This window comes from Lactobacillus helsingborgensis (assembly GCF_003173695.1).
Taxonomy (GTDB): Bacteria; Bacillota; Bacilli; order Lactobacillales; family Lactobacillaceae; genus Lactobacillus; species Lactobacillus helsingborgensis.
Genome location: NZ_CP029544.1, coordinates 111,389 through 135,797 on the forward strand (window position 1 = coordinate 111,389; position 24,409 = coordinate 135,797).

25 protein-coding genes are annotated in these 24,409 nt (G+C 37.3%); 15 read left to right on the forward strand and 10 right to left on the reverse strand.

The window, feature by feature from the left end; all coding sequences use genetic code 11:
• Positions 1 to 369: 369 nt before the first annotated feature.
• The 8 genes from DLD54_RS00515 (at position 370) to coaA (ending at position 7,977) form a co-directional block, all read left to right on the forward strand.
• Positions 370 to 1,164, forward strand: coding sequence for an enoyl-CoA hydratase-related protein (locus DLD54_RS00515; protein WP_038520686.1), 795 nt, complete (start codon positions 370 to 372; stop codon positions 1,162 to 1,164).
• A gap of 68 nt (positions 1,165 to 1,232) precedes the next feature.
• On the forward strand, positions 1,233 to 2,171 hold the full coding sequence (locus DLD54_RS00520; protein ID WP_046326548.1) for a nitronate monooxygenase: 939 nt from the start codon (positions 1,233 to 1,235) through the stop codon (positions 2,169 to 2,171).
• 42 nt (positions 2,172 to 2,213) lie between these two features.
• Positions 2,214 to 2,609 (forward strand): MaoC family dehydratase, encoded by a 396-nt coding sequence (locus DLD54_RS00525; RefSeq protein WP_223895917.1) that lies wholly within the window; start codon positions 2,214 to 2,216, stop codon positions 2,607 to 2,609.
• A gap of 308 nt (positions 2,610 to 2,917) precedes the next feature.
• Positions 2,918 to 4,489, forward strand: coding sequence for an acyl CoA:acetate/3-ketoacid CoA transferase (locus DLD54_RS00530; RefSeq protein ID WP_109917869.1), 1,572 nt, complete (start codon positions 2,918 to 2,920; stop codon positions 4,487 to 4,489).
• Between the two features lie 114 nt (positions 4,490 to 4,603).
• Complete coding sequence (locus DLD54_RS00535) at positions 4,604 to 5,524, forward strand: LysR family transcriptional regulator (protein ID WP_109917870.1); 921 nt, start codon at positions 4,604 to 4,606, stop codon at positions 5,522 to 5,524.
• 12 nt (positions 5,525 to 5,536) lie between these two features.
• A complete protein-coding gene (locus DLD54_RS00540) occupies positions 5,537 to 6,328 on the forward strand; it encodes an alpha/beta fold hydrolase (protein WP_109917871.1) in 792 nt (263 codons plus the stop codon).
• Between the two features lie 122 nt (positions 6,329 to 6,450).
• The gene (locus tag DLD54_RS00545) at positions 6,451 to 7,062 is read left to right on the forward strand and encodes an ECF transporter S component (RefSeq protein ID WP_046326552.1); all 612 of its coding nucleotides are present in this window, start codon (positions 6,451 to 6,453) and stop codon (positions 7,060 to 7,062) included.
• Positions 7,063 to 7,065: 3 nt separating this feature from the next.
• Positions 7,066 to 7,977, forward strand: a complete 912-nt coding sequence (gene coaA / locus DLD54_RS00550) for a type I pantothenate kinase (protein ID WP_046327358.1) — start codon at positions 7,066 to 7,068, stop codon at positions 7,975 to 7,977.
• Between the two features lie 29 nt (positions 7,978 to 8,006).
• Here coaA and DLD54_RS00555 read toward each other — a convergent pair whose 3' ends face one another.
• A complete protein-coding gene (locus DLD54_RS00555; RefSeq protein WP_109917872.1) occupies positions 8,007 to 8,828 on the reverse strand; it encodes a triphosphoribosyl-dephospho-CoA synthase in 822 nt (273 codons plus the stop codon).
• Between the two features lie 42 nt (positions 8,829 to 8,870).
• Entirely contained in the window at positions 8,871 to 9,785 is a 915-nt protein-coding gene (locus tag DLD54_RS00560; protein WP_109917873.1) for a LysR family transcriptional regulator, read from the reverse strand.
• Between the two features lie 415 nt (positions 9,786 to 10,200).
• Here DLD54_RS00560 and DLD54_RS00565 point away from each other — a divergent pair, with 415 nt between their 5' ends.
• The 5 genes from DLD54_RS00565 (at position 10,201) to DLD54_RS00585 (ending at position 16,100) form a co-directional block, all read left to right on the forward strand.
• Positions 10,201 to 11,400 (forward strand): MFS transporter, encoded by a 1,200-nt coding sequence (locus DLD54_RS00565; RefSeq protein WP_109918984.1) that lies wholly within the window; start codon positions 10,201 to 10,203, stop codon positions 11,398 to 11,400.
• A 21-nt stretch (positions 11,401 to 11,421) separates the two neighbouring features.
• Positions 11,422 to 13,191 (forward strand): FAD-dependent oxidoreductase, encoded by a 1,770-nt coding sequence (locus tag DLD54_RS00570; RefSeq protein WP_109917874.1) that lies wholly within the window; start codon positions 11,422 to 11,424, stop codon positions 13,189 to 13,191.
• A gap of 41 nt (positions 13,192 to 13,232) precedes the next feature.
• Positions 13,233 to 14,147, forward strand: a complete 915-nt coding sequence (locus DLD54_RS00575; RefSeq protein ID WP_046326556.1) for a shikimate dehydrogenase — start codon at positions 13,233 to 13,235, stop codon at positions 14,145 to 14,147.
• Between the two features lie 15 nt (positions 14,148 to 14,162).
• Positions 14,163 to 14,921, forward strand: a complete 759-nt coding sequence (gene aroD, locus DLD54_RS00580; RefSeq protein ID WP_109917875.1) for a type I 3-dehydroquinate dehydratase — start codon at positions 14,163 to 14,165, stop codon at positions 14,919 to 14,921.
• Positions 14,922 to 15,074: 153 nt separating this feature from the next.
• Positions 15,075 to 16,100 carry an alpha-L-fucosidase gene (locus DLD54_RS00585; protein WP_109917876.1) on the forward strand — a complete coding sequence of 342 codons (1,026 nt, stop codon included), beginning with the start codon at positions 15,075 to 15,077 and terminating at the stop codon, positions 16,098 to 16,100.
• A 60-nt stretch (positions 16,101 to 16,160) separates the two neighbouring features.
• Here the strand turns inward: DLD54_RS00585 and DLD54_RS00590 are convergent, their stop codons facing one another.
• The 6 genes from DLD54_RS00590 to DLD54_RS00615 form a co-directional block, all read right to left on the reverse strand.
• Positions 16,161 to 16,394, reverse strand: coding sequence for a type II toxin-antitoxin system prevent-host-death family antitoxin (locus DLD54_RS00590; protein ID WP_109917877.1), 234 nt, complete (start codon positions 16,392 to 16,394; stop codon positions 16,161 to 16,163).
• Positions 16,395 to 16,731: 337 nt separating this feature from the next.
• Positions 16,732 to 16,962 (reverse strand): cytochrome b5 domain-containing protein, encoded by a 231-nt coding sequence (locus DLD54_RS00595; RefSeq protein WP_034981697.1) that lies wholly within the window; start codon positions 16,960 to 16,962, stop codon positions 16,732 to 16,734.
• A 70-nt stretch (positions 16,963 to 17,032) separates the two neighbouring features.
• Complete coding sequence (locus DLD54_RS00600) at positions 17,033 to 17,920, reverse strand: lysophospholipid acyltransferase family protein (RefSeq protein WP_109917878.1); 888 nt, start codon at positions 17,918 to 17,920, stop codon at positions 17,033 to 17,035.
• Positions 17,917 to 18,864, reverse strand: a complete 948-nt coding sequence (locus tag DLD54_RS00605; RefSeq protein WP_109917879.1) for a glycosyltransferase family 8 protein — start codon at positions 18,862 to 18,864, stop codon at positions 17,917 to 17,919. The genes DLD54_RS00600 and DLD54_RS00605 overlap by 4 nt, the downstream gene beginning before the upstream one ends.
• 26 nt (positions 18,865 to 18,890) lie before the next feature.
• Positions 18,891 to 19,721, reverse strand: a complete 831-nt coding sequence (locus DLD54_RS00610) for a glycosyltransferase (protein WP_109917880.1) — start codon at positions 19,719 to 19,721, stop codon at positions 18,891 to 18,893.
• A gap of 10 nt (positions 19,722 to 19,731) precedes the next feature.
• Positions 19,732 to 20,496 carry a lysophospholipid acyltransferase family protein gene (locus tag DLD54_RS00615; protein ID WP_109917881.1) on the reverse strand — a complete coding sequence of 255 codons (765 nt, stop codon included), beginning with the start codon at positions 20,494 to 20,496 and terminating at the stop codon, positions 19,732 to 19,734.
• A 418-nt stretch (positions 20,497 to 20,914) separates the two neighbouring features.
• Here DLD54_RS00615 and deoC point away from each other — a divergent pair, with 418 nt between their 5' ends.
• Together deoC and DLD54_RS00625 are read left to right on the forward strand one after the other, a co-directional pair.
• On the forward strand, positions 20,915 to 21,622 hold the full coding sequence (gene deoC, locus DLD54_RS00620; RefSeq protein ID WP_109917882.1) for a deoxyribose-phosphate aldolase: 708 nt from the start codon (positions 20,915 to 20,917) through the stop codon (positions 21,620 to 21,622).
• Positions 21,623 to 21,738: 116 nt separating this feature from the next.
• Positions 21,739 to 22,458, forward strand: a complete 720-nt coding sequence (locus DLD54_RS00625) for a GntR family transcriptional regulator (protein ID WP_109917883.1) — start codon at positions 21,739 to 21,741, stop codon at positions 22,456 to 22,458.
• A 55-nt stretch (positions 22,459 to 22,513) separates the two neighbouring features.
• On the opposite strand, the gene DLD54_RS00630 is transcribed toward DLD54_RS00625, so the two are convergent.
• The gene (locus DLD54_RS00630) at positions 22,514 to 23,248 is read right to left on the reverse strand and encodes a DUF4097 family beta strand repeat-containing protein (RefSeq protein ID WP_109917884.1); all 735 of its coding nucleotides are present in this window, start codon (positions 23,246 to 23,248) and stop codon (positions 22,514 to 22,516) included.
• A gap of 203 nt (positions 23,249 to 23,451) precedes the next feature.
• Positions 23,452 to 24,342, reverse strand: coding sequence for a DUF4097 family beta strand repeat-containing protein (locus DLD54_RS00635; RefSeq protein WP_109917885.1), 891 nt, complete (start codon positions 24,340 to 24,342; stop codon positions 23,452 to 23,454).
• Between the last annotated feature and the right edge of the window lie 67 nt (positions 24,343 to 24,409).

Genomic DNA, 24,409 nt, shown 5'->3' on the forward strand with positions numbered 1-24,409 from the left:
AATCTTCCTCCTTTAATTAATTAGACTTTGCACAAACTATAAACTAATGTAAAGCGCTACCACAAATAGCTGAATGACTATTAATACTATTTGTTATCAGTAGCATTATTTTTAGTTATTGCCAGGGAAAAGGCGGAAGCATTAAGCCTTTAAAACTATTTCACGACATAATTTGTGCAAAATTTAACAAAAGTTATTTCTACCATAACTTTTTTTCAATGATGCTAAATCCCTGATTATTTAAGCTTTTACTGCCAAATCCTGAAAAAATAAAAAAACAAGCCTAATTTGCTAATTGTTTCCGCTTACACAAGAATTGACCGTGAGAGCATAAAATGAGTTTGATGTTTTGAAAGGATCAAGGAAATTATGAGTTTTAATAAATATGATAACGTTTTGTTGGAAGCTGAAGATGGAATTGGCACATTGACCATTAACCGTCCTAAAGTTTTGAATGCTTTAAACTCTGAAACGCTGCAAGATATTGGGGATGCCTTAAGAGAGGTAAAAGCTCACCAAGATGAGATCAAAGTTTTGATAATCACAGGTGCTGGTCCCAGATCATTTGTTGCCGGTGCAGATATATCACAGATGCGCGACATGAACACACTGCAAGCACTTGAGTTATCAAAACTGGCACATAAGTCTTTTGGCGAAATTGAAGATTTACCTCAATTTACGATTGCTGCTGTCAATGGTTTTGCACTTGGTGGTGGCTGCGAGTTAGCTTCATCTTGCGATATGCGTGTTGGTTCTGCTAAAGCTAAGTTTGGTCAACCCGAAGTTGGCTTGGGTATTATTCCCGGCTTTGGTGGGACACAACGCCTGACACGCCTAGTAGGTCGCGGAAAAGCTAAGGAAATGATTGCAACTTCTACAATGATTTCTGCAGATGAAGCTTATCGCATCGGTCTACTTGATGAGTTAGTTGAGCCGGAAGAATTGATGAACAAAGCCCGTGAAATTGCTAAGCAGGTTATGAAGAATGGTCCTATTGCAGTTGCTCTAGCCAAATATTCTGTTGACCGGGGTGCAGATTTGCCACTTGATGTTGCTATTGACATGGAATCACAAATTTGGGCTGAAACTTTTGCTACTAAAGATCAAACAGAAGGAATGAGTGCCTTTGTTGATAAGAGAGATGCAAAATTCTCAGGTAAATAATTAATTACTCAAGCCTCCCTTTGCTTTATTAAATAAATTAAAAAATCAAATATTTTAAGGAGATTAATATGAATCGCGTTACAAAATTATTAGGTATTAAATATCCAGTTGTTCAAGGTGCCATGCAGGAAGTTGCTACAGCTGACTTAGCTGCTGCGGTTTCAAACGGCGGCGGCTTAGGCATTATTGCTGCCGGTGGAAAAACACCGGATCAGGTTAGAGAAGCAATTAGAAAAGCCAAGAAACTCACTGATAAACCTTTTGCTGTTAACTTGATGCTGATGGACAAGAATACCCCGAATGTTGTTAAGGTTTTAATTGAAGAAGGAGTAAAAATTGTTACTACTGGTGCAGGTACTCCCAAACCTTATATGACAGACTTGAAAGCTGCAGGTGTGAAAGTAATGCCTGTTATTCCAAATGTCAAAATTGCTAAGAAGATGGAAGAAATGGGCGCAGATGCAGTGATTGTTGAAGGTATGGAAGCCGGTGGCCACATTGGTAACACCACTTCAATGGTTTTATGGCCTCAAATCGCCGATGCAATTTCAATTCCTTTAATTGCTGCCGGTGGTATTGGTGATGGTCGTGGAGTTGTTGAAGCCTTTGTTGCGGGAGCTGAAGGCGTGCAATGCGGTACGATATTCTCCATTGCCAAGGAAAGCCCAGTCGGTGAAAATTGGCGCAAAGCCGTAATTGACGCAACAGATACTGGAACTGCAGTAGTAGGCACCTCTATTAAGGGTGGCGCTACCCGCGGAATTGCTAATGAAGAAGCCCTTAAGTTAACTGAACTTGAAAAGACTGGCGTTTCTCGCGATGATTTCAATGCTGCTATGAATAAGGCCCTTTATAAAGGCGTTCAAGAAGACGATCCTAAAGAAAGCTTCTTCATGTCTGGTGAAGTTGCCGGATTGATTAAAGAATCAAAACCGGCTGCTCAAATTGTGCAGGACCTCATGGATGATGCCCAAAGAGTCATTAAAAAAGGCGTAGAAATTTTATAGAAAGAACAAGAGGTAAGCATTATAGCTGAAGAAAAGTTAAGAATTGGTTTATCTGGCACTTTTACTAAGCAAGTTACAGATGAACTGGTCCAACAATTTGCCGAACTAAGCGGTGACCATAATCCAGTTCACATGGACGAAGAATTTGCCAAAAAGACCCAATTTAAGCATAGAATTGCGCACGGAATGATTACTGCTGCTTTTATTTCTACCTGTTTAGCAGAGCATATTCCGGGACAAGAAAGTTGTATTTATCTAGATCAAACCCTTAAGTTTGTCAAACCTGTGTACTTAAATGACGTGTTGACTGTCAAATGTACGATTACTGAATTTATTCCTAAAAAGAACTTCACTATTGTTGTGTATGATACTACTGTAACAAATCAAGATAATGTTGTTGTTACCAGTGGTCAAGCGCAATGTATGGCTACTAAGTAAAAAGAAATTTATGTGATAACAAACTACCTTGCACTAACTAGCATTTAACTAGTTTTGTGCAAGGTTTTTTTGATTAAAACCATAACTTAAAGTTATATAGACAGTGAAAATTATGTATTTCACAATCTATACTTGTAAGCGTTACCCTTATTGTGTCGGAACGATGTATGAATGACATAGTTCGGATAGTTATTGGTTTTAAAATTAATTTTTTGATTACATAAATTGCTCTCATCAATCTAAATAAACTCATTTTATTAATTGTAATTGAATAAATTATTTTTTGACTCATTAGGAGGATTAATCTGATGGCAATTCAATTTATTAATAGTCAAAAAGCTGCCGAATTAATTCCAGATAATGCAGTAATTGCACTAGATGGGTTTTTAGGTACAGATACTCCAGAAGAAATTTTGGAATGCATGAGAGCACGTTATAAAAAAGAAGGACATCCTAAAGGACTGGATGTTTGGCACGCAGCCGGCATAGGCGACGGCAAAACTAAGGGGACAAATAATTTTGCAGAAAAAGGCTTTCTACATCGTTTAGTTGGTGGACACTGGGCACTAGCACCAGAGCTGGAACCATTATCAGCTGCTAATGATTTTGAAGCTTTTAATTTCCCTCAAGGGGTTTTGTCACAAATATTTAGGGATGCTGCTGCACATAAGCCAGTCTTAATTACTAATGTGGGTTTAGGTACCTTCGTCGACCCCGAGGTTAGCGGCGGTAGACTAAATGATGCAGCTAAAAACGCCACGTTGGTCAACAGGATCAATATTCACGGTAAAGATTATTTAGCTTATGAAGTACCAAAACCAAATGTTGCTCTTTTACGGGGCACATTTGCTGATGAAGATGGTAATATTACGTTCGATGATGAGCCGCTTACCCTAGTGGCAACAGCGATAGCCATGGCCGCTCATAATAATGGCGGCAAGGTTTTTGTTCAAGTTAAACGTGTGCTTAAGCGCGGTTCCATGAAGCCTAAAGATATCAGAATCCCAGGGATATTAGTTGATTATGTTGTAGAAGCTGATAGTGCTGAATGGACTAAGCAAACAACAGATACTCAGTATAACCCCGACTTTGTCAGCTCTGCTGTTATTAAAGCCGAAGATGAAATCAATATACCGCTAGATAGTAAAAAGGTTATAGCACGTAGAGCTGCTCTGCTCTTTAATGAAAAAACCGACCAGGTGGTTAATTTCGGTATTGGCCAGTATCCAGAAACCTGTTCGTTAGTCTTAAAAGAAGAAGGACTTTCCGATAATATCATGACTACCGTTGAGCCCGGTACTTTTGGCGGCACCCCACTTGGTGGTGGTGACTTCGGCGCTGCTATTTCCCCACAATCAATTATTGATGAGCCGTACATGTTTGACTTTTATGACGGCGGCGGGATTGATTTAACATTTTTGGGCTTGGCTGAAGCAGATGCCAAAGGTAATTTGAACGTTTCTAAATTTGGTCCTAAGATTGCTGGTACCGGCGGCTTTGTCGATATTACGCAAAATACTCCTAAAATTATCTTTACTGGTACTTTTACAGCTGCTGGGTTGAAAGAAGAAGTTAAAGACGGCAAGCTGCACATTATCCAAGAAGGTAAGGTCAAGAAGTTTGTTAAGGAAGTTCAACAAGTTACATTTTCAGGGCAAGTGGCTTCTGCTAACAAGCAAAAAGTATGGTATGTCACTGAACGTGCTGTCTTTGAATTAGCCGAAAATGGTTTGAAATTAATCGAGATCGCGCCCGGTGTTGATCTGCAAAAAGACGTTCTTGATCAAATGGAGTTCAAGCCGCTTATTAGTGATGATTTGAAAGAAATGGATTCTAGGATTTTCCAGGAACCGCTTATGAATATAAAAAATAATAATTAGTTTTATTAAGTTAAGCTAATAAAAGAAGCAGTATTTTAAATGGTTTAAGAAAAAATACATTTAATGCTGCTTTTTTTATAAATCTGAACGTGAATGAAAGTAGGAGAGCTTATCTTGGATATTAATCAGATTAAATACTTGCTTGCAGTGGTAGATAATAATTTTAACCTAACTAAAAGTGCGGAAATTTTGCATGTTTCTCAACCAGCAATTAGTAAATCAATTAAAGACATTGAATTTAGGAAGGGCATCAAAGTTTTCAAGCACAAAAAAGGCAGGATTATTGGGCTCACCCGCTATGGCCAGGCTCTAGTAAATGAATCAAGAAAAGTATATCAACAATACGTTGAAATGATGGAAAAACTAAATCGTTTTTCAGAAGAAAAGAATGGAATAGTAAAAATTGGCATAGCACCAGTAATTAATTCTATTGTTTTTAATGACGCCCTGATTGCATTTATTAATTCTAATCCTGGGATTGAGCTTAAATTGGTTGAATGTGGAGCCTATAGTTTGCAAAAGATGCTCGTATTAGGAGATATAGACTTAGCGGTAATTGTTTCCCCCGCTACAATTGAGGGCATCTATGAAAATTTGATTTATGAAAGCAGCGTTCGCGTGTGGTTTAACGCTAATCATCGTTTTAATCAAATCGGTGCCAAGGTAATTCCGTTTGCTGAAATCGAAAAAGAGAAGATCGTGACTTTAACTGATAGTTTTATGGTTACTTTCCAACTAAATAAGAGATTCAGAGGGGACCGCAAGAGACCTAATTATTTTTTACAAACCGTGTCTTGGGATCTGGTGTTAAACCTGGTACAAAGAGATGCAAATTTGGTGGGCATTTTGGCCGCCCCAATTGGACAAAATTATAGTGACAAGGAAATCAAGAGTAAGGAAATGGAACCAGCTTTTCCGTGGCGGATTTCACTTTGCAACACCAGCACGTCTATTGAGAGTCCAGCGGTTGATTACACTAAAAATTGGTTTTTGAAATATTTTTCCAAGTATAAAAAAATTTCTATTGAAGGCTAGAAGGAATAAAAAATGTTGATGCAAATTGCTAATAGGAAAATTTATTATGAAGTGACAGGAAAAGGTCAGGCAGTGGTCTTTTGTCATGGCTTTGGCGGTAACCACGTGGTATGGGCTGGGCAAGTGCCTTACTTAACCCAACACGGCTACCAAGTAATTACTTTCGACTTGGCTGGACACGGCAGTTCAGAAGGACCTGCAGTAAGCACCATGGCAGACTTGGCAGATGAAGCTGCCGAATTAATTTCCAGATTGAATTTAAAAGACATAATTTTAATCGGGCACTCAATGGGTGCAGGTTTAGTGTGGGCCATTTTAAAATATCATCCCGAATTGAAGATAGCTAAGATCATTACAATTGATCAAACGCCCAAAATGCTGAATGACGAAAAATGGCATTATGGCTGGGCTCACGGCCAGATAGAATTAACGCAGCACAATTTTAAAGAAGTGCTATCTCATTATGATCATATTAAAGAAACGCTAAATGGGATTGATAGCCAAGTTTGGTCTGAACTATATCCGTTTAAACGGCAGCATCCCTTTAAGCGCGAGGAAAATATGCCACTGCTTTTTGATCACGTTCAAAAAGATTGGCGTCAAACTGTTTATAGTATTGATTTTCCGGCGCTATCAATCAGTTCAACTAAAAGTCCTTACTTTAGGATCGGCTACGTCAATGAAATGCAAAAGCACAATCAACACATTGAAATCAACACTGTTACTGATGCCGGTCATGACATAATGGCTGAAAAACCGGCAGAATTTAATCATTTGCTGGGCAAATTTTTAGGGATTGAATAGCATGCCCCCAATAGCAATTTGCTACAGGCTTCATTAAAAAAGTGGATGTTCAATAATAGCAGATACCATTATTGGCAGACTGAATAATGATAAATATGACAAAGACAATATGGAGTAAAAGTATGAAAAGAGATAATACAGTTAAATTAGCAGTTACTGCTGTGTTTATGGCGATATTGATTTTACAAACCTTTGTACCTAATATTGGCTACATCCGTATTTTGCCAGCGATTCCGGCTATTACTACCATTCCGTTAACTGTTGCTATTTATGGTAGTTTACTTAATCCTTGTTATGGTACAGTTTTTGGCCTATTTTGGGGTTTGACTAGGTTAGTGGTGGCGTACACACAACCGGGAGATATGGTTAGTCTCTTGCTGTTTCGCAATCCGGTAATTTCTTTAGTACCAAGCATCTTGGCAGGACTTTTTCCTAGTTTGATTACTAAATATTTTCAGCAAAAGAATTTACCGGTCAAAAAGTGGGTTTATGTATTAAATGGGGCTGTAACATCTTTGACCAACACGGGACTGGTCATTACTTTAGCCAGCTTATTCTTTATGCGAAATCCGCAAATATTGCTCTCAAATATCGGCAATTTCACGGCAGGGATGCCGCTATTTATAGTTTTACTTGTTTCGCTGGGAATGAATGGTTTAGTCGAAGCGATTTTTACTGCAATAGTCACACCTATAGTTGTTACGCCTTTGCACTATATAATGAAAAGAGCATAAATGATGAAAAACTTTACTAAAATTTCACGGCAGGATTGGTCCCAGGCAAAGAGTAAGACCAGCAAAATCAGCAAAAATGAGTTAAAAGAACTCACTTCATTAGGCGATATTGTCGACTCCAGCGATGTTAACGAAATTTATGCTCCCTTGGTGCATTACTTGTATCTGTTTGTGCATAACGAACAATTGCTACTGCAATCAATGAACCATTTTATTGGGGCCAATAATGTTAATAAACCCTTTATTATTGGTATTTCTGGTCCAGTTGCCGTCGGGAAATCCACAGTATCGCGCCTGTTAAAAGTCTTGCTTGAACGCCTTTATCCTAAATTGACAGTACAACTGATGACGACAGACGGCTTTTTATATCCTAATCGTGAATTAAAGCAAAAAAGACTGATGGATAGTAAAGGCTTTCCCGAATCTTACAATATGAAACTGCTAGCAGATTTTTTATCAGATGTAGCCAGTGGCCAAAAAGAAGTGTTTTATCCGTTATATTCACACGAACTGTCAGATATTGTTCCTGGCGGTTACGGCAAGATTACTAATCCTAATATTTTGATTATTGAGGGGATAAATACCCTGCAAATTCCACCTAATAAAATGATTGCGACAAGTGATTTTTTTAATTTTTCGATTTATATTGATGCAAATGAAAAACTGATCAGGACGTGGTTCTTGCAACGTTTTGTTCATCTGCTGGTCATGAACCAAAATAATCCTGCCAGTTTTTATTATTCTTGGGCAAACGGACCAAAAAGACGAGCTGTCGAAATGGCGGAAAGGGTCTGGCAAACCGTTAACTTAGTTAACCTACGTGAATTTATCGCGCCTACTAAGTCAAGGGCCAATGTTATTTTGCATAAAACAGCCGGCCATGAGATTAACTATGTGTATTTACGTAATTATTAAAAAAGAAGAAGGCAGAGCGCCTTCTTTTTTTATATGTATCCTCTTTGAAGAGCTACAAAAATGGTGACAATCAGTAAATCGGCACAGCCGCCTAAACTATAATTGTGTGTTAAACAATCACGGCATAATTTTTGCAGTTGCTTTCTTCCAGCCAAAGTCTGATAGCCGCCTAAAGCCAAGTATTTTGTTGCACCTGCGTGCAGCCATTTAATCACGCTATAATTGCCAGCTCGTTTAATCAAATTGCTGTCAACACTTACTGCAGCTATTTTAATTAGTGTGTCAATGAGTCTTGCTTGTAGTGTTCCCGTACTGCTTTTTAAGAAAGGCAAAGCAACTTCTCTGACTATAGGATAACCTTGTTCAGCTTGTGCGCGTGCCCCGCCTATTTGATATTGTATAAATTCTTTTTCTCCGGCTGTTTGCAGCTGGTTATTTTCCACTAGATCATGGTGGACAAGGCCGCGGCACATCTGGGTAATAGTGAGAAATAATTCGGTGTTATTAACTGCAGAATAACTTTCGGCACAAGCACAGATCCCTAAGGCAAATATTGCTCCTTTATGAGTATTGACACCATGCGTAGCAGTAAACATTTCTTTTTCAGCGACGATGCCTCTTTTGCGCAATTGCTGAAACATTTTGGTTAAATCAGGAGCTGAAAAATTTTTTCCAATTTGAACAGCGGCAGCAAAATATGATTCTAAACTTAAGCTGCTATCAATAAAAGTGTAAATATCCATATCTGGATGCGGGCCGGAACTTGCAGGATTTACCAAACCCGGCTTTGGTTCGGTTACGACTTCATATAAAAGAGCACGTAGGGCGTTTGTGGTAATTGAATTAGTCATAGTTATCCGTTTTCTCCATTAGTTGCGTTATTTTTGGAAATTTTAATTGACAGGAATATTATCTACAATTTTTTGAATATCTGGCTTATGGCTTTTAAGAAAGTCAATAAAATCAACAATTCCCGGTGAAAAATTCTGATTGGGGTCATAAACTAAATAAACCTGACGAGTATTTTTAGGTAAGTCCAGTTTGATGATGTGAATATCAAAGCCGCTCAAATAAATAGTTTTAGCAACAATGCCGACAATGTCATTGGTCAACACTTGCCCCGCAATCGCCAATTCATCATGCAGTCTATTTGTGATACTCAGATCAGATGCGGTTGCCAGTAGAGCATTGGTGATGTCGTTACCAATCTGAATTTTTTTAGAATAGGTAATAATTGGCTCACCTTGCAATTCTGCCGGAGAGATTTCATTTATTTTGGCTAGGTCGTTTTCCTTTGAAACGATAGCAACAATTTCCTCGGTGTAAAGGGGAATGTAAGTAAAATAACTAAATTCAGGTACAAATGAAGAAATTCCGATATCATACCAACCATTTTTAATGCCTTCGCAAATCTGATATGAGGGGTTATCGTGGTAGATGAAATGCGGGGAAATATTGCTTTCTTGTTGGAACTGCTTAGTTAAGTGGGGCAAAATAGTCCCAATTGCTGTAGGAATGCCGGCAATATGGATGTTGCCTTGATCTTGACTGATACGCTGTTCGATCTTCTTTTTACCACTATCTAAAGTATTTAGTGATTTGGTCACAGTATCATAAAAAATGCGCCCATATTCAGTTAATTGCACGTAGCGTCCATTATGTTTAAACAATTTGCAGTGCAGTTCATTTTCCAATTGTTTAATCGATATTGAAAGAGTCGGTTGACTGATAAACAAGTTTTCTGCCGCTTTAGTATATTGCTTTTGATCTGCCAATTCACAAAAATAGTAGAGTTGATTTAGATTCATGATCTTACCTCAAAAAGTATTTTTATATTTAATACTTATATTAAAAAACACTATACTCTTTTTTGTAAAGCCCTTACAAGTTTTATTTATATTATTATTGCTAAAATTAATATTTCCGTCGTATTTTTGATTGTTCTATATAGTAGTTGCTGTTCCGGGCAAAGGGGATTTAAAAAACTAGCAACTTTCTTTGCGTTAACAAATAACTTTGAGCTGCCTTGGCAATATGAATATGCAATTTACGATTGTGAGATACCTGATAAGTATCTGTTTAACAAGACAATAGAGGGTATAAATGCTGCTAATTATAGTTATTTTTTATAATTTAGCGATCAGAAATAATTATTCATATCCGTTTTAATAAGATATATTTATTTCTGAAATATTAGCAGTCTTAATTTTGAAAGGTAAAGCTATGAAAAAAGGTAAAAGTTATAGTGGTGTTGCCGCTTCTGTTTATATTCATTTTGCAGTTGTGGGAGCAGCTACCTTATTTATTAGTCAATATAGGGAGATATTGGCTCATTCTTGGAATGCTACTGAAACCCAAGTCTCGCTTGTAATTGCAATGGTGGGCTTGGGTAGAATTTTCACAATTCTATTTGCTGGTGCTATTTCAGATAAGATTGGTCGCAAAAGGACTTTGCTAATTGCATTGTTAAGTGACGCAATCTTTCTTCTTGGTGCTGTTTTTGCCAATAATATTTGGGTTGCCGGTTTAGCGGCAATGGTTTTCGGTGCAACCAATTCATTTGGCGATACTGCGGGTTATCCTGCACTTGCAGATGCTTTTCCAGATAAAACAGCTACAATGAACTCGTTTGTTAAAGCTGCAATGCAAGTGATGCAAATGGTATTTCCATTTTGCGTGAAAATAATTAAAAACCCCAAGATTACAGCGTTAATATTAGTCATTATTATTTTACTGGATGTTGTATTTACAATGAAGACGGCTTTTGCTCCACAAGCTGAAGCAAAAGCCGCACCTGCAGCAGAGAAAAAACAAGAGACTGGTGTTAGTGAGCAGAATCAGCCTAAGTTAGCCGTTGATGGCCTGATGATTATTGGTTTAGGCTTTACGCTTTGCTTTACATTCTATATTTTTTCTCTTTATGCTCCTTACTACGGGCAGTATGTGTTAAATGAGCCCGCTGCTAACGCCAATCAGCTTGTATCATGGTATTCAATTGCTTCCTTAATATCTGTGTTTGTGACATCAGCTTTAGTTACTAAGGTAAAAAGATTGAATTTAATTATGGTATATTCGGCAATCACTGCTCTTGGTCTGCTATTTATGGTCTTAAAGCCATCCCTGTTAGCCGGTGAAATAGGTGCTTTGGCTGTCGGTTTCTTTACTGCAGGAGGAGTATGGCAGGTTGGACTTTCTGTTTTGACTTCTTATTTCCCCCAGAGTCACGGGAAAATTACTTCATACTATAGTTTTGCTCCAGCCGTAGTTTACTTCGTGGCACCGCTTGTAGCCGCGTTTGTATTAAAGGCTAACGCTACAAGTACGCTAATGGTATTTTGGATAACTACAGTCATAACAATCATTTCGGTAGTTCTATGTGTTGTCTTAATTAGTCGTAGTAAAAATTTCAACATCAAAAATTAATGTAAAACGGAAGGTGGAGTTATGTCAGAAAAAACAATTAAAGCAACAGCAGAGGGCAGAAATGGTCAGATCGACTTTGATATTAAAGTTGAAAATAACCGAATTGCCGATATTAATGTAACCAAAACTGCAGAAACCCCAGGTATCTTCAACCAGGTTGTGGGTAAATTAAAAAAGAATATTATTAATAATCAAAGTTTCGCTGTTGACGCTATTTCCGGTGCTTCCATTATGACGCAAGCCATGCTTGACTCCGGGAAGAAGGCCTTAAAAGAAAATGGTGTAAATATTGCTTCTCAGCCTAGTGATCAGTCACATCAAGATGTAACTTATGATGTAGATGTAGCCGTAATTGGTTCAGGGATGGCTGGCTTAATGGCTGCCTCTCGGGCATTATCAATGGGTAAAAATGTTCTTTTACTTGAAAAAAATGGTTATCTCGGTGGGGCTACAATTTTAAATGGCTCAAACGTAGTTGGTACCGGTTCAAAATTAGCAGCTACTTTATTTGGTGAGGAAGCCCAAAAAGATTCTCCGCAGCTTTTAGTTCAAGATATTGCCCGTGAATGCCGGGGGACAAATTATCCCTTACTTTCAAATTTACTGGCGCAAAATATTGGTAAAGCAGTTGATTTTATTACTGAATTTGCGGACCTAACCTATCAAAAGGCCGAAACACAAACTATTGAGCATTCCGTTGATCGCCAAATTGAAATGCCCACAGAAAGTTCTTATGAAGTAGTTTCTAAAGTGGCAAATGCCTTTACCAAAAAGGGTGGTAAAATTTTACTTGAAACTCGGGTGGAACAACTTAATAAAAACAAACAGGGCCAGCTTGTCTCATTAGTTGCTGAAAGCAAGCACGAAACTGTTACCGTAAACTTTAAGTCCTTAGTTATGGCAGCTGGTGGCTGGGGTGCCCGTGATTACCTTAAGCATGAGACCAATATCCCTTATTACGGCCCGATGACTTCTACTGGTGATTATTTTGATTTTGCTAAAAATATGAATTTGGCTTCCCGCAATCTTGACTGGTATAAAGTTTACCCTCATGGTTTAGAAGTTGAACCTGGTATCGCCAAATTAACCACCTATTCAACAAAAGAAGCGACAGACATGGGTGCTATTTTTGTCAATACCAGTGGTAAGAGAATTGTAAATGAATCTGCCCCATACACTCACTTTAGGGATGCTATTGCTGAGCAAAAGGATAAAATTGCTTTTGTAGTAATGGATGAGAGAACTTGGAACAGATTTTATGAATTGCTGCTTAAATATGGTTTTAGCAAAGACGAAGTGCAAGGTTTCTTCGATCTTGATGGCAAGAGGAGTCCGATTTTAGTTAGCGGAGACTTAAAGACAGTAGCTCAAAAAGCCGGCATTGATTATGAAAACCTCAAGAAGACTTTAACTGACTATGATAAATACGTTGCCGCAGGTAATGATCCTGAGTTTGGTCGTCCTTGTCAGTTTATGCATAAATATGAAGGCGAGACCTACTTTGTGATTGAGCAGAAATTACGTTTTTGTACAACCCTTGGTGGCTATGAAACTAATCAGTGCATGCAACTTTTAGACCAAGACTTTAAAGCACTAGATAATTTCTATGCCGCTGGTGAGATTGTTGGCGGTGCTAACGGTCATGATTCAATGCCCAGCATGATGAATTCTTGGTCTTATGCTTCAGGTTTTGTTGCCGGAACAGAGGCTGCTGATAATACTAATTATCAAAAACTGACCACGACTTCACCTGCTTCAACTGATGCAGTGTCTGGCGCTTCTAAAAATTAACGTAGATTAATTATTTTTAATTTTAATAAAGGAGAAAAATGATGACTAATAAAATTACTGGTGTTAATGGTCCTATTACTGGCTGGCTCGATGGTCATACCTACTTAATTGGGTTGATGGCTTATCCTATTCGGCATTCAATGTCACCGACAATGCACAATAATGCGTTTGCTAAGCTGGGCTTGAATTACACCTATCTTTGTTTTGAAGTTGGCAACGATAAATTAAAAGGCGCAGTTGACGCTATTCGCACGTTAGATATGCGTGGTTCCAACGTTTCGATGCCTAATAAAAAAGAGGTCATTCAATACCTCGATAAATTATCACCTGCTGCTAAAATGTGTGATGCTGTTAATACTATTGTGAACGATCATGGCGTTTTGACAGGCTACACCACTGATGGTATCGGTTTTGTGCAATCACTTAAAGATGAAGGCTTTGATATTAAAGGTAAGATTATGACTTTAACGGGTGCTGGTGGTGCTGCAACACCGATAGCAGTTCAGTCAGCTTTAGATGGTGCTAAGGAAATTAGAATGTTTAACATTAGAGATAAAAATTGGCCTCAAGCTGAAAAGACTGTTAAAACTATTCGTGAAAACACTGACTGCAAGGTTTCTCTTACTGAACTATCTGATCAGGAAGCATTTAAACAATCAATTGGAGAAAGTGATATTTACTGTGATGCAACCAGCATCGGAATGAAGCCGTTTGAAGATAAGACGTTAGTTTCAGATCCATCGTGGTTCCATCAGGATATGGTGGTGTTTGACACGGTTTACTCTCCTAGAACTACTAAATTAATGAGAGTGGCACAAGAGGCCGGAGTTAAGCATGTCTATGACGGTATCGGCATGATGATTGATCAGGGAGCAGCATCATTTAAGCTGTGGACAGGTAAAGAGATGCCAACCGATTATATCCGTGAGATTATATTTTCAGACGACAACGATTAGTTGAGGGATTGACTAATGGCTACTGTAAAGATTAGAAATACTGTTTTAGGAGCAGGACTGCCCAAAATTGCCGTCCCTAATGTCGGAACAACCGCAGAAGAAATTTTGACTGCAGCTGAAAAGATTAAGTCTGCCAAACCTGATTTAATGGAATGGCGTATTGATTATTATGCTGCAGGAGTTAATGACTTTGACAAGCTAAATACTACTGCTAAGAAATTGCGGCAGGAAGTGGGCGAACTGCCTATTTTGGTCACATTTCGCACAAAAAATGAAGGTGGAGTTTGCAGTCTGAATGAGGAGCAATATTTAAATTTAGTAGAATATGTCATTACTAATAGACTTGGTGATGCTGTTGATATTGAACTTTTCCACACTGAAAAAAGAGTAAAATCTTTAGTGAACTTAGCTCATGACTACAATGTCGTAGTAATTATGAGTAATCACGACTTTGAAAAGGTGCCAGCTAAAGACGTAATTGAATTTCGTTTACGAAAAATGGCGCAACTTGGTGCAGATGTCCCTAAATTAGCCTGCATGCCTCATAGTGCTACTGATGTTTTAACTCTTTTAGCAGCAACGACAGAAATGAATGCAGAAATTTCTAATCCCTTGATTACTATGGCTATGGGCGATATTGGTAAAGTTACCAGGGTAGCCGGTCAAGTTTTCGGTTCTAGTTTGTCCTTTGGGGCAGTGAGTCAAACCTCTGCACCGGGTCAACTATCGATTGCAGACTTACGTAATGCAGAAAATTACTTAGCTTTATCGTAAAATTTCTTAAAATAAGAGGTATTTTTGAGTTAGCTTTAAATATTAAGGCTAACTCTTTTTTAGTTAAAACCAAATATATGTGCAAAATAAGTGTTAAACTTTTAAATAATAATATTAAGTATTTTCAGGGTAACTTTTGTATTGGAGAAATGTATGACTGCAAACGAGAACATTGAGTGGTTTAAAAACGCTCAGTACGGCATGATGATCCATTGGGGGTTATATTCGCTTCTGGCCGGAGAATATGAAGGAAAAGCAGCAGGTGTATATGCCGAATGGATTCAGTCTAAATTGCAAATACCTAATGCCAAATACAGCCAGCTTGCTGAGGCTTTTAATCCAATATATTTTGATGCTGATCAGATTGCAGCTTTTGCCAAAAGCTGTGGTATGAAATATCTAGTCGTTACAACTAAACACCATGATGGCTTTGCTATGTACCACTCACAAGTAGATCCCTATAATGTTTATGACGCAACACCATTTCATAGGGATGTCATCGGTGAACTTGCAACAGCTTGCGCAAAAAATGGTTTAAAGCTGGGACTATATTACTCTCAAGACTTAGACTGGCATGAACCCAACGGCGGCGGCTATCTGTCTAATACCATTGAATCAGCTGGATCAACTTGGGATAATAGCTGGGACTTTGAGCAGAAAAATAAAAACTTTGCGCAATGTTTTTCTGCTAAAATCTTACCCCAAATTAAAGAGATAATGAGTAATTACGGCGAAATAGCCACGGCTTGGTTTGATGTACCAATGACACTGACAAAAGCGCAAAGTCAAGAAATTTATGATACTGTGAAAAAATTGCAGCCAAATTGTTTAATTAATTCACGACTGGGTAATGGTAAATATGATTATGTTTCACTGGGCGATAATGAAGTTCCCAGTACAAAAGAAGAAAGTAAGGGCAATACTGATTATAATTCACTTACTGGATTTAAGCCCTCTAAGTATGGTTTATATGAAACAGCGGGTACAATCAATGACTCTTGGGGCTTTTCTTACCGCGATCAAAACTGGAAAGCGCCTATGACAATTGCTCATTATCGCAAGCATTTAAATAGTCTGGGAATCAATTACCTTTTAAAAGTTGGACTTGATGGTCTGGGTAGAATTCCTGTGCCAGCCCAAGAAAATATCAAGGCGGCAGCAAAATTGTTTGCAAAATAATAAAAAGGCGCATCATAATTCGATGCGCCTTAATTAATGAAAGTAATTCTAATCAAAACATTAGCTGAATAAATTTCCTTTGATTTCATCAAAATTATAGTGCTTTGACTTTTCAGCTTTTTTAATTTTGTTTACCAGCTCAAGAGCAGTAGTAAATTCATCATATTCTTCGATATCTATGAGTGCAAATTTGCCATAGCCATTTTTGGTGAGAAAAACTGGATTATCTTTTTTAACTTTATCAAGGACTTTATTGTAATTTCTTAATGCTGAAACAGGTTGTATTTGTAACATGAGCATCACTCCCTTAGACAAATATTGTACATTATTTAACTAAAAATTTACAGCATAATAATTAACAGAATTAATAAACGCCATTTTTTTAAGTTTTTCATTACTGTCTGGTATTAGACTAATTAGTTGTTAGACAAAGGATAAGATTCCTCACATAAATGAGGTTAATAGCATATTTTCTGTAGATGATGTGCCCAACTGATATTTAAAAGAAACTATTTTATTGGTATATGAGTGTATAACGACAAGAATTTGTTAGAAAAAGACTTAGAAAAGTAGTTTATTCATCAAAAAACAGGCATACAAATATATGCCTGCTTTTTACTATTTATGTTAATTAATCTTCGTAAGTACCGACTTTTTTCAGGTTACCCAAGACACTTTCACCGTGAGGTGATTGTCCTATTGCTACAGTCAAGTCGCGTCCTGCCAAGTTACCATGGTGCTCACCATCAGTCCAGTGCGGATTACCAGTAACATCATATACGACGCCTTTGATTGCTACATAGGCTGGATTACCATTTTTGCCATCGTATTTTGCTAAAGATTCTTTTGTAAATTTTTCCATTGGAATTATCCTCCTTCCGAATACACTTACTAATTGTCACCTACATTATAAGCTCAAAAAATGGGCAAGTCTAATTTTTATTTTGTTCTTTTTGATAATTAAAACGCCAGCCAGCAATATCCCATGGGGTAAAAGCTAAATCTAACTTACGTTGGTAAGCCTTTTCATAAGCTGCAACTTTTTGTTGATAGTCGCGTTTCATCATGAGCTTGGAATTTTCATTAGCAGTTAGTTTAACGTCGGGGAAAATCGGCGGTAAAACATGGACTACATATTTGGTTTGGTAAAAGTTGGGGTGGCTTTTTTCTATTTTGGTAGTTGATTGTATTTCAATAAAAGTTGAGATCACCGGTACGTTTTGCTTAGCAGCAAAATAATAGGCACCACGCTTTAATTCCCGGGGCTTACGGTAGTTCCACCACATTTCCTGTTCTGGAAAAATCAAAACCCAGCTGTTTTGCTCTAACGCATCATGCAGATGACGAGGAAATTCCGTACCCACATAGCTTGGAACTTGAATTAGGGGAATAGTGCCAACGTAGTTCATTAAGTAGCATAAAATTCCGGGTAATTTCAAGTTGGTATCTTCAATTGCAATTGTTAAAGAATTATGTGTTTTATTTGCCAGGTGCTTGATAGGCAAGGAATCAATTTGGTTAAAATGATTGGCAGTGATAATTGCTCCACCTTGTGGCAAATTAGCCAGATTTTCCAGACCGGTGAACGTAGTAGATGAAGTTAAAAAATGGGTCAAGCTATTAAAGAATAAGTGGCCAATCCGGTCATTTATCTTGCCTTTAATTGTTTTTTGCTCTTGCCAAAAATTGTTGACTAGATCTTTACTTTCATTCAGAGATAAAACAGGATCACCGACTTCGACTTTTGCATTCCAGTTACCGTTTTTTACAGCGTTTTCAATGTTGTGGATAACTTGTTCACGATTGTCACCAATAATCATAAACTGACAGGTCCTTGCTTTTTCACATTTGCCCAGTTATGAGGGTCATTAATAGTTTTATCTTCTTTAGCCAGCATGTGATCTAACTTATGCCGATCTTCATCACGCTGCTGATCAGTGTAATTATTGAGCTCGCTTAAGAGTTCCTCATAAAACTTGGTTTCTTTTGCACTGTTCCAGAAATATTTTTCGTATTGAATGTTCTTGAAGTGCCAAGGCTTAAAGAAAAGGTTGTAGTGAATTAAGCTGGGATTTGCCAGGGGTTCGGTATTGTCATTTGGCATCGCGTCCCATTTAGGGTCAAGATGCAGTATTCTTTTATCCCCAATTTCATTTAAGTAGTCTTGATCAGGAGCGATGCAGTCAAAATGATATTTGGTCAGCAGGTGCAAAAAGTGATCAATAAAGTGCTCGTCGCGAAAAGCTTTGCAGTTTAAAACCAACATTCCAGAATTAATGTACTTCTTGGGATCTAAAACCAGTACATTTTTGATGTAAGCAACCATTTTTGCTACGTATTGAATTGAAGAATCTGTACAGGCAGCAAACAAATGATTGCCAAGTTCAGTATCATATAATTTACCAATATCATCATTAACGACAGTGTCGCTATCAATATAAATAGCTTTATCATATTGCGGGAAAAGATCAGGAATGAATAAGCGGTAAAAAATTGACATAGTAAAGAAATCAGCCCGCAGGAAGTTTTCAGTCCGATTTTGAATGGGCGCAACTATTTCATCATTAATTTTAAAAAACTTAACGTGAACGTTAGCAGCACCTAATGCCTGCAAGTCTTGTTTATGCTGCTCAGATAAATCCTGACTTAAAAAGTAGACGGTGTAATCTTTAGTTTTAGCAGCATTTTGCACTAAAGAATTAAGTGATACAGCTGCATATTGAGTAAAGTCATCACTGATAGCATAAAAAACTGGAATTGTCATATATTATTTTTCTCCAAACATGAATTTTATAAATTGCTTTTTACATTGAGATAGTAAGTCAAAATGTCGTCATATTCATGTAATTTTAATACTTCGTGTACTCTTGTCACATCCCAGGGCTTCACTGTTAATGTGTGAAAAATGGGCAGGAAGCGAAAACTCGTAGTAAAGTGCTGAATTACAGTGTCTGACTGCAATTTATACTGTTCATTATAACGCCGGGGCGCAATTTTCTTCTTTCTGGCATACCGATTAAGTGCAGTTTGATCTGGCATTAAAACGGTTCTGGTCTGTAACAAGCGCCGGATTCTAGTAAATAGCTTAGTTTTCCTGATTTCAGGCAAATTAAGCAGCAATACACCGGAATTGACATAGTCAAAAACTTTGTGCTCATGAAAATTGTGGAAAAAGAACCGTCCCCAATAATCAAGGACACCTGCAAACTCAAAACCGGCTAAGTCTTGCTCATAAAAGCTGACTAAGCTGCGCCTAATAATCACATCAGCGTCAAGATAAAGTATTTTGTTTGGTAGTTGAGGAATTTCATCCGCAAATAGTCTCAGCATCGCATAAGGGGTAAAGTGTGTACTCATGTTGGCTATTAATGGCTCTCTGACAAATAAGCCGGTGCAGTCCATTAATTTTAAAGTGCTATGAGGATTTTGCTTTACCAAAAGAGATTTTAAATAGTCCGCTGCGTGTTTGCTAAAGGGCTTAAACTTTTTATGAAAGCTTTGCGTGTACATCGTTAGAATGTAAATGTGGAGTTCTTCTGCGCCGCTGTTTTTTAATAAAGAAAGAGTGGCGATAAGAATGCCATCTTCGGCGTTATGATCACCGCAAAAAAGAATATTCATTTAGAACTCCTTAATTTATTTTTTGATAAGTGCAATATTCGTAATCGCTCAAAAGAGCGCGTTTTTGCATTGTTTGATGGATTTGGCTGTGCAGCTTTTTTTGCGCCTGCTTTTTATTAAGATTTGTGTCTGGATAAAAAGGACCGTCTATGTAAACAGTCATTTTCGGCTTTGTACCTCTTTTAGGCTTGGAATAAGTAGTTGTCATGGCAAAGCTGGGAGCAGCTAACATAACAGGAAAGTGCATGCTGGTGGCAGGAAAAGGCCTAATTTTAGTGTAATAAGGCCAGACATGAGCTTCAGGGTAAATAACAACTACTTTTTTAGCTTTAATGACGGCAGTGACAGCTTTAATCAGTTTACCAGATTGGTTTAGGTTCTGACCCACTGGCAGCCCAAAATAGGGCAAAACCAACTTGCCTAAAATTGGGAGACTCCAGTTTGCTTGTGAGCCGATAGCATAATAATCTGAGGCAGAAATAATGCTGAGTGGCAAAACGACATCACCGAAGGCTTGTGTATGGTTGCCATATATAAAATAGCCTTGATCCCTTAGCAGCGATAATTTGCTTTTGCCGACAATGCGTACCCGCAGAATTAAACGAATATAGATAATACTGATTAAATGAGCAAGAAAACGCACAATTTTGGACCAAATTCTGCCACCAAGTGAGTGAGGAAAGATAGCGTAGTTCTCAGGCAAATGATATTCTTGTCTCTTAGTGACCACTACATCATCAGTTAAACGCTGGTAGTAGTATTTATGTTTACCCATGAAACCCTTCTTTCAATACAGTCATTAAGTAATTCTATCATGAATTATACCAGATTAAAAAGGGGCCAAAGGCTTCTAAAAAAGAGCTAAATTAAGTATAAAAATATTTTCATATAGTAAATGATTAATTTGTTATTCGGCTCCATTTACTAATTTGTATATAAAAAGAGTTAACCCTTAAATTCTACTCTCTTAGTAGTTAAAAAATGGTATAAATTACTATTTTTATAAAAATAATTTCAGTCTGACAATAATTTTCAGCGTGCAATAATTTTCAGCATGCTTAGTGATTAATAATAGTTTATAAAATTGTAAATACATAATATTTAAGGCGGCAACAATAAATGGTTATTTAGCAGTTGACATAATATTTTATCGCTACTAAAATGATATTATGTAATTACAAAAGGAGAACAAAATGAAATATACAATTGATGACTTTGCCCGTTTGATTGATCATACAAATTTACATGCTGATGCGACAGAAGATGATATGAAAAAACTTTGTGCAGAAGCTAAAAAATACCATTTTAAAATGGTAGCTATTAACCAGGTACAATCACATTTTTGTGCAGAACAATTAAAAGGAACTGATATTGATACTGGCGCTGCTATCAGCTTTCCTTTAGGCCAAACAACAGTAGCCTGCAAATTGGCGGAAACTGAAGACGCTTTAAAAAATGGTGCTAATGAAATTGATTATGTCGTTAATTTAACGCAAGTCAGAGCTCATAACTGGGCTTATATTGAAGATGAAATGCAAAAAATGGTAAACTTCTGCCATCAGCACCAGGTACCATGCAAAGTTATTTTTGAAACTTGCTATTTAACTAAAGCAGAAATTAAACAACTCGCTTTAGTAGCTAAAAAGGTCAAACCCGATTTTATTAAGACTTCTACCGGCTTCGGTACTGCTGGTGCAACAGTAGAAAATGTCAGGTTAATGAAAGAAACCGTGGGTCCAGATGTCAAGGTCAAGGCTGCAGGCGGAATACGCAATACTGATGACTTTTTGGCTATGATTGCTGCTGGGGCTGAGCGTATTGGTACTAGTTCTGGAGTCAAAATTATTGAAGCATTAAAAAAGCGTTTTGCAGAAGACGGTATTAGTGCCATTGAAATATAATTAATTAGTAAGTCGCTGTGAAGCTGGAAGGTCTTTCTTACTTTACACTGGCTTTTTGCATGATATAGTAAATAATTGTAATGACATTATTAGTAATCTGAAAATGGTGGGGTAAATTGACAGAGAAAGAACTTCCTAAATACCAAGTAATTGCCAATGATTTGTTAGCTAAAATTCAAACCGGTTTTTACCCGCAAAATTCAATTATTCCACCAGAAATAGACTTGGCGCAGAAGTATCAGGTAAGTAGGCCAACGGTGCGCCAAGCAATTTCCCAACTGGTGCATCAAGGCTATCTGGAGCGAAAGCGTAAACGGGGCACATTAGTTAAAAAGGTAAAAATAGAGCAAGAATTTACGCATTTAATTGAAAGCTATAGTGAGGAAATGAGTGCCAAGGGCATCTATCCCAAAACTAATCTGCTTTATTTTAATGAAGAAAAAGCCAACTCCGAGGTAAGTAAGAATTTACAATTGCCACTAAACGAGCCTGTTTTTAAGTTGGTACGATTACGGTATGCTAATAACCAACCGATAGTTTTAGTAACAACTTATGTGCCTAAAAGACGTGTACCTGAATTAATTAATTATGATTTTGCTCAAGTCTCTTTATATAGCACGCTTGAAAAATATCACTTGAAAGTGACACGTGTAATTAGAAAACTAGAGGTGCTGGCAGCAAGTGAAACTACCGCTAACTTATTAAATATAGCGGTTAACGAACCTATTTTTTATTTTCACACTCAGGGGTTAACGGCTGACGAGCAGCCAATTGAATATTCGATCGCCGAATACCGTGGTGATATTAATTCATTCGTAATTGATGTGCGACGATAATTGAGGAATTTAAAAAGTCTTGCTTTAACCCATATTAGTCAAAAGCAAGACTTTTTTATTTGATTTTGATTGAGCCTACCGAGCTGAAAGCAGTTAATTGGTTAGCGTTATCGTCGTGTTTGTAAAAATGTTTACCTATTTTACTACCATGGAAATAAATTGAGCCTAAAGTAGTAGATAAATCATAATCAGTCTGATCATCTCTATCGCCTAATGTTTTTAGTGATCCAGCAGCCAGTTTAAAGTGGTTTTTTCCTTGTAAACCTTTGATCTTGACAGATCCAGCAGCTAGTCTGGCGTTAGAATTCATCTTACAGTGATTGATATCTAAACTGCCAGCATCTAAACGTATTTTAGCATCGTTTTGAATCGTGACCCCCTCTAACTTTAACGAACCGGCATTTTCTCTGATCTCAAGTTGTTGCATGTTCAAGTCACTCAAAATAATGCTACCGGCAAAGTCTTTTATTTGTACTTCATTGAGTATGGCAGTCTGGGGAACCGTAATTATCAATTCAGATTTAGTTTTGCGAATATAAATTTTTTCCCGATGATTCTGATAATATTGAGGCTTTTGCTCACGAATAAAAAGAGTTTGTTCTGCGACACTGATTTTCATGCGCTCAGGATTAATATCATGAGTTGATATATGAAAAGCAGAGCCCACTTGAACAGTAACACTAGCGGCGTAAATTTGGGCATCTATGTTAATAAAATTTTCTAAATCAATTTCTTGTGATTCTACTTTTTCTTCTTCAGCGTCAAAGTCTCCGTTAATATATATTTTCATACTTAAGCTATCTCTTATCTTTTTAACACTAATTTAATTTTTATTTTAATTTATCATATCATGCTAGTTTAAGTGAAGCAATAAAAAATTAAACATGGTAGTTATTACTTTTGATATAGATATATAAAAAGACCTGAATTAATTTTTAAAATCAATCCAGGCCTTTTTATTTTATGTGGTTAATCATTTGCGTGCTGCATAGTTTAATTTATGAGAATATCACCGTCGCCACAAGAAACTTTGAGTAGAGGCGTGCCCCTTAATTTTTTAACAAAATGTCTGTGATAGTTATTACCGTGAAATACAAGCTCGTCTTCTGAAGAAGTTGACAACTGATAGCTGGCCTTAGGAGGTCTGCTCATTTGGAAATCTCCTTCACTCAAATTAAAGGAACTGTCAGCCAGTAACTTGGAATCATTGACTCTGACATCACCGTCACCCAAAGTTGCCTTTACTTTAAATTGACTATTTGTAACAGTTAAATCACCATCACTCAAGTTCAAGATACCACTGGTTAAAGTTGAATTAGTAATTTTTAGGTCACCGTCGGCAAGGTCTAGATTGGCTTTGTGAGTTGTCACGTTCTCAGCACTAATATTACCATCTTCAACCTGCAAGTCGAGGTCAGCGATAGATAAGTCAGCTAAATGAATATTCCCCTCAGAACATGATCCTGTTATTTCTTTGATAGAGCCAATTGCCGGAACGGTAACATTTACCTGATAAGTCCCGTCTTCATAAGCATTATTGTCAGAGATAGTCAGCTGGTCGTCTGCAACTTTAGCACTAATCTTTTTGACGTTGGGGCCGCTGATAGTAACCTGAAAGTCGTTTCCCTTAGTAATTTGGATGTTGGGTTCTTCAGCATCAATATTAATCTTAGAAAACTTGTCTAAATTAAAAGTGCGCTTTTTGGCTACTATGTGATGGGACTTTCTACTACTTTCATTGTGATTAAAGAGATTGCCAATATTAGTTGTCCTGCCCGAATGAATGTTATTGATATCATCATTTCCGCCTTTGGCATGACCAAAAATAAATAAAATGATGCCAATAATGACGATCAAGCCGCTAATTTGGTAAAACTTTTTCATTGCTGTCCTCCTTGTTTTGGGCTACGTTTTTTTAAATAGTTGCTACTTACCAAGAAAGCATCTACGT

Excerpts from the sequence above, each read along its gene's own strand:
- DLD54_RS00515 (WP_038520686.1), top strand. The coding sequence starts at position 370 with ATGAGTTTTAATAAATATGATAACGTTTTGTTGGAAGCTGAAGATGGA.
- DLD54_RS00520 (WP_046326548.1), top strand. The coding sequence starts at position 1,233 with ATGAATCGCGTTACAAAATTATTAGGTATTAAATATCCAGTTGTTCAA.
- DLD54_RS00530 (WP_109917869.1), top strand. The coding sequence starts at position 2,918 with ATGGCAATTCAATTTATTAATAGTCAAAAAGCTGCCGAATTAATTCCA.
- DLD54_RS00540 (WP_109917871.1), top strand. The coding sequence starts at position 5,537 with ATGTTGATGCAAATTGCTAATAGGAAAATTTATTATGAAGTGACAGGA.
- DLD54_RS00545 (WP_046326552.1), top strand. The coding sequence starts at position 6,451 with ATGAAAAGAGATAATACAGTTAAATTAGCAGTTACTGCTGTGTTTATG.
- coaA (WP_046327358.1), top strand. The coding sequence starts at position 7,066 with ATGAAAAACTTTACTAAAATTTCACGGCAGGATTGGTCCCAGGCAAAG.
- DLD54_RS00555 (WP_109917872.1), bottom strand. The coding sequence starts at position 8,828 with ATGACTAATTCAATTACCACAAACGCCCTACGTGCTCTTTTATATGAA.
- DLD54_RS00560 (WP_109917873.1), bottom strand. The coding sequence starts at position 9,785 with ATGAATCTAAATCAACTCTACTATTTTTGTGAATTGGCAGATCAAAAG.
- DLD54_RS00565 (WP_109918984.1), top strand. The coding sequence starts at position 10,201 with ATGAAAAAAGGTAAAAGTTATAGTGGTGTTGCCGCTTCTGTTTATATT.
- DLD54_RS00570 (WP_109917874.1), top strand. The coding sequence starts at position 11,422 with ATGTCAGAAAAAACAATTAAAGCAACAGCAGAGGGCAGAAATGGTCAG.
- DLD54_RS00575 (WP_046326556.1), top strand. The coding sequence starts at position 13,233 with ATGACTAATAAAATTACTGGTGTTAATGGTCCTATTACTGGCTGGCTC.
- aroD (WP_109917875.1), top strand. The coding sequence starts at position 14,163 with ATGGCTACTGTAAAGATTAGAAATACTGTTTTAGGAGCAGGACTGCCC.
- DLD54_RS00585 (WP_109917876.1), top strand. The coding sequence starts at position 15,075 with ATGACTGCAAACGAGAACATTGAGTGGTTTAAAAACGCTCAGTACGGC.
- DLD54_RS00590 (WP_109917877.1), bottom strand. The coding sequence starts at position 16,394 with ATGTTACAAATACAACCTGTTTCAGCATTAAGAAATTACAATAAAGTC.
- DLD54_RS00595 (WP_034981697.1), bottom strand. The coding sequence starts at position 16,962 with ATGGAAAAATTTACAAAAGAATCTTTAGCAAAATACGATGGCAAAAAT.
- DLD54_RS00600 (WP_109917878.1), bottom strand. The coding sequence starts at position 17,920 with ATGATTATTGGTGACAATCGTGAACAAGTTATCCACAACATTGAAAAC.
- DLD54_RS00605 (WP_109917879.1), bottom strand. The coding sequence starts at position 18,864 with ATGACAATTCCAGTTTTTTATGCTATCAGTGATGACTTTACTCAATAT.
- DLD54_RS00610 (WP_109917880.1), bottom strand. The coding sequence starts at position 19,721 with ATGAATATTCTTTTTTGCGGTGATCATAACGCCGAAGATGGCATTCTT.
- DLD54_RS00615 (WP_109917881.1), bottom strand. The coding sequence starts at position 20,496 with ATGGGTAAACATAAATACTACTACCAGCGTTTAACTGATGATGTAGTG.
- deoC (WP_109917882.1), top strand. The coding sequence starts at position 20,915 with ATGAAATATACAATTGATGACTTTGCCCGTTTGATTGATCATACAAAT.
- DLD54_RS00630 (WP_109917884.1), bottom strand. The coding sequence starts at position 23,248 with ATGAAAATATATATTAACGGAGACTTTGACGCTGAAGAAGAAAAAGTA.
- DLD54_RS00635 (WP_109917885.1), bottom strand. The coding sequence starts at position 24,342 with ATGAAAAAGTTTTACCAAATTAGCGGCTTGATCGTCATTATTGGCATC.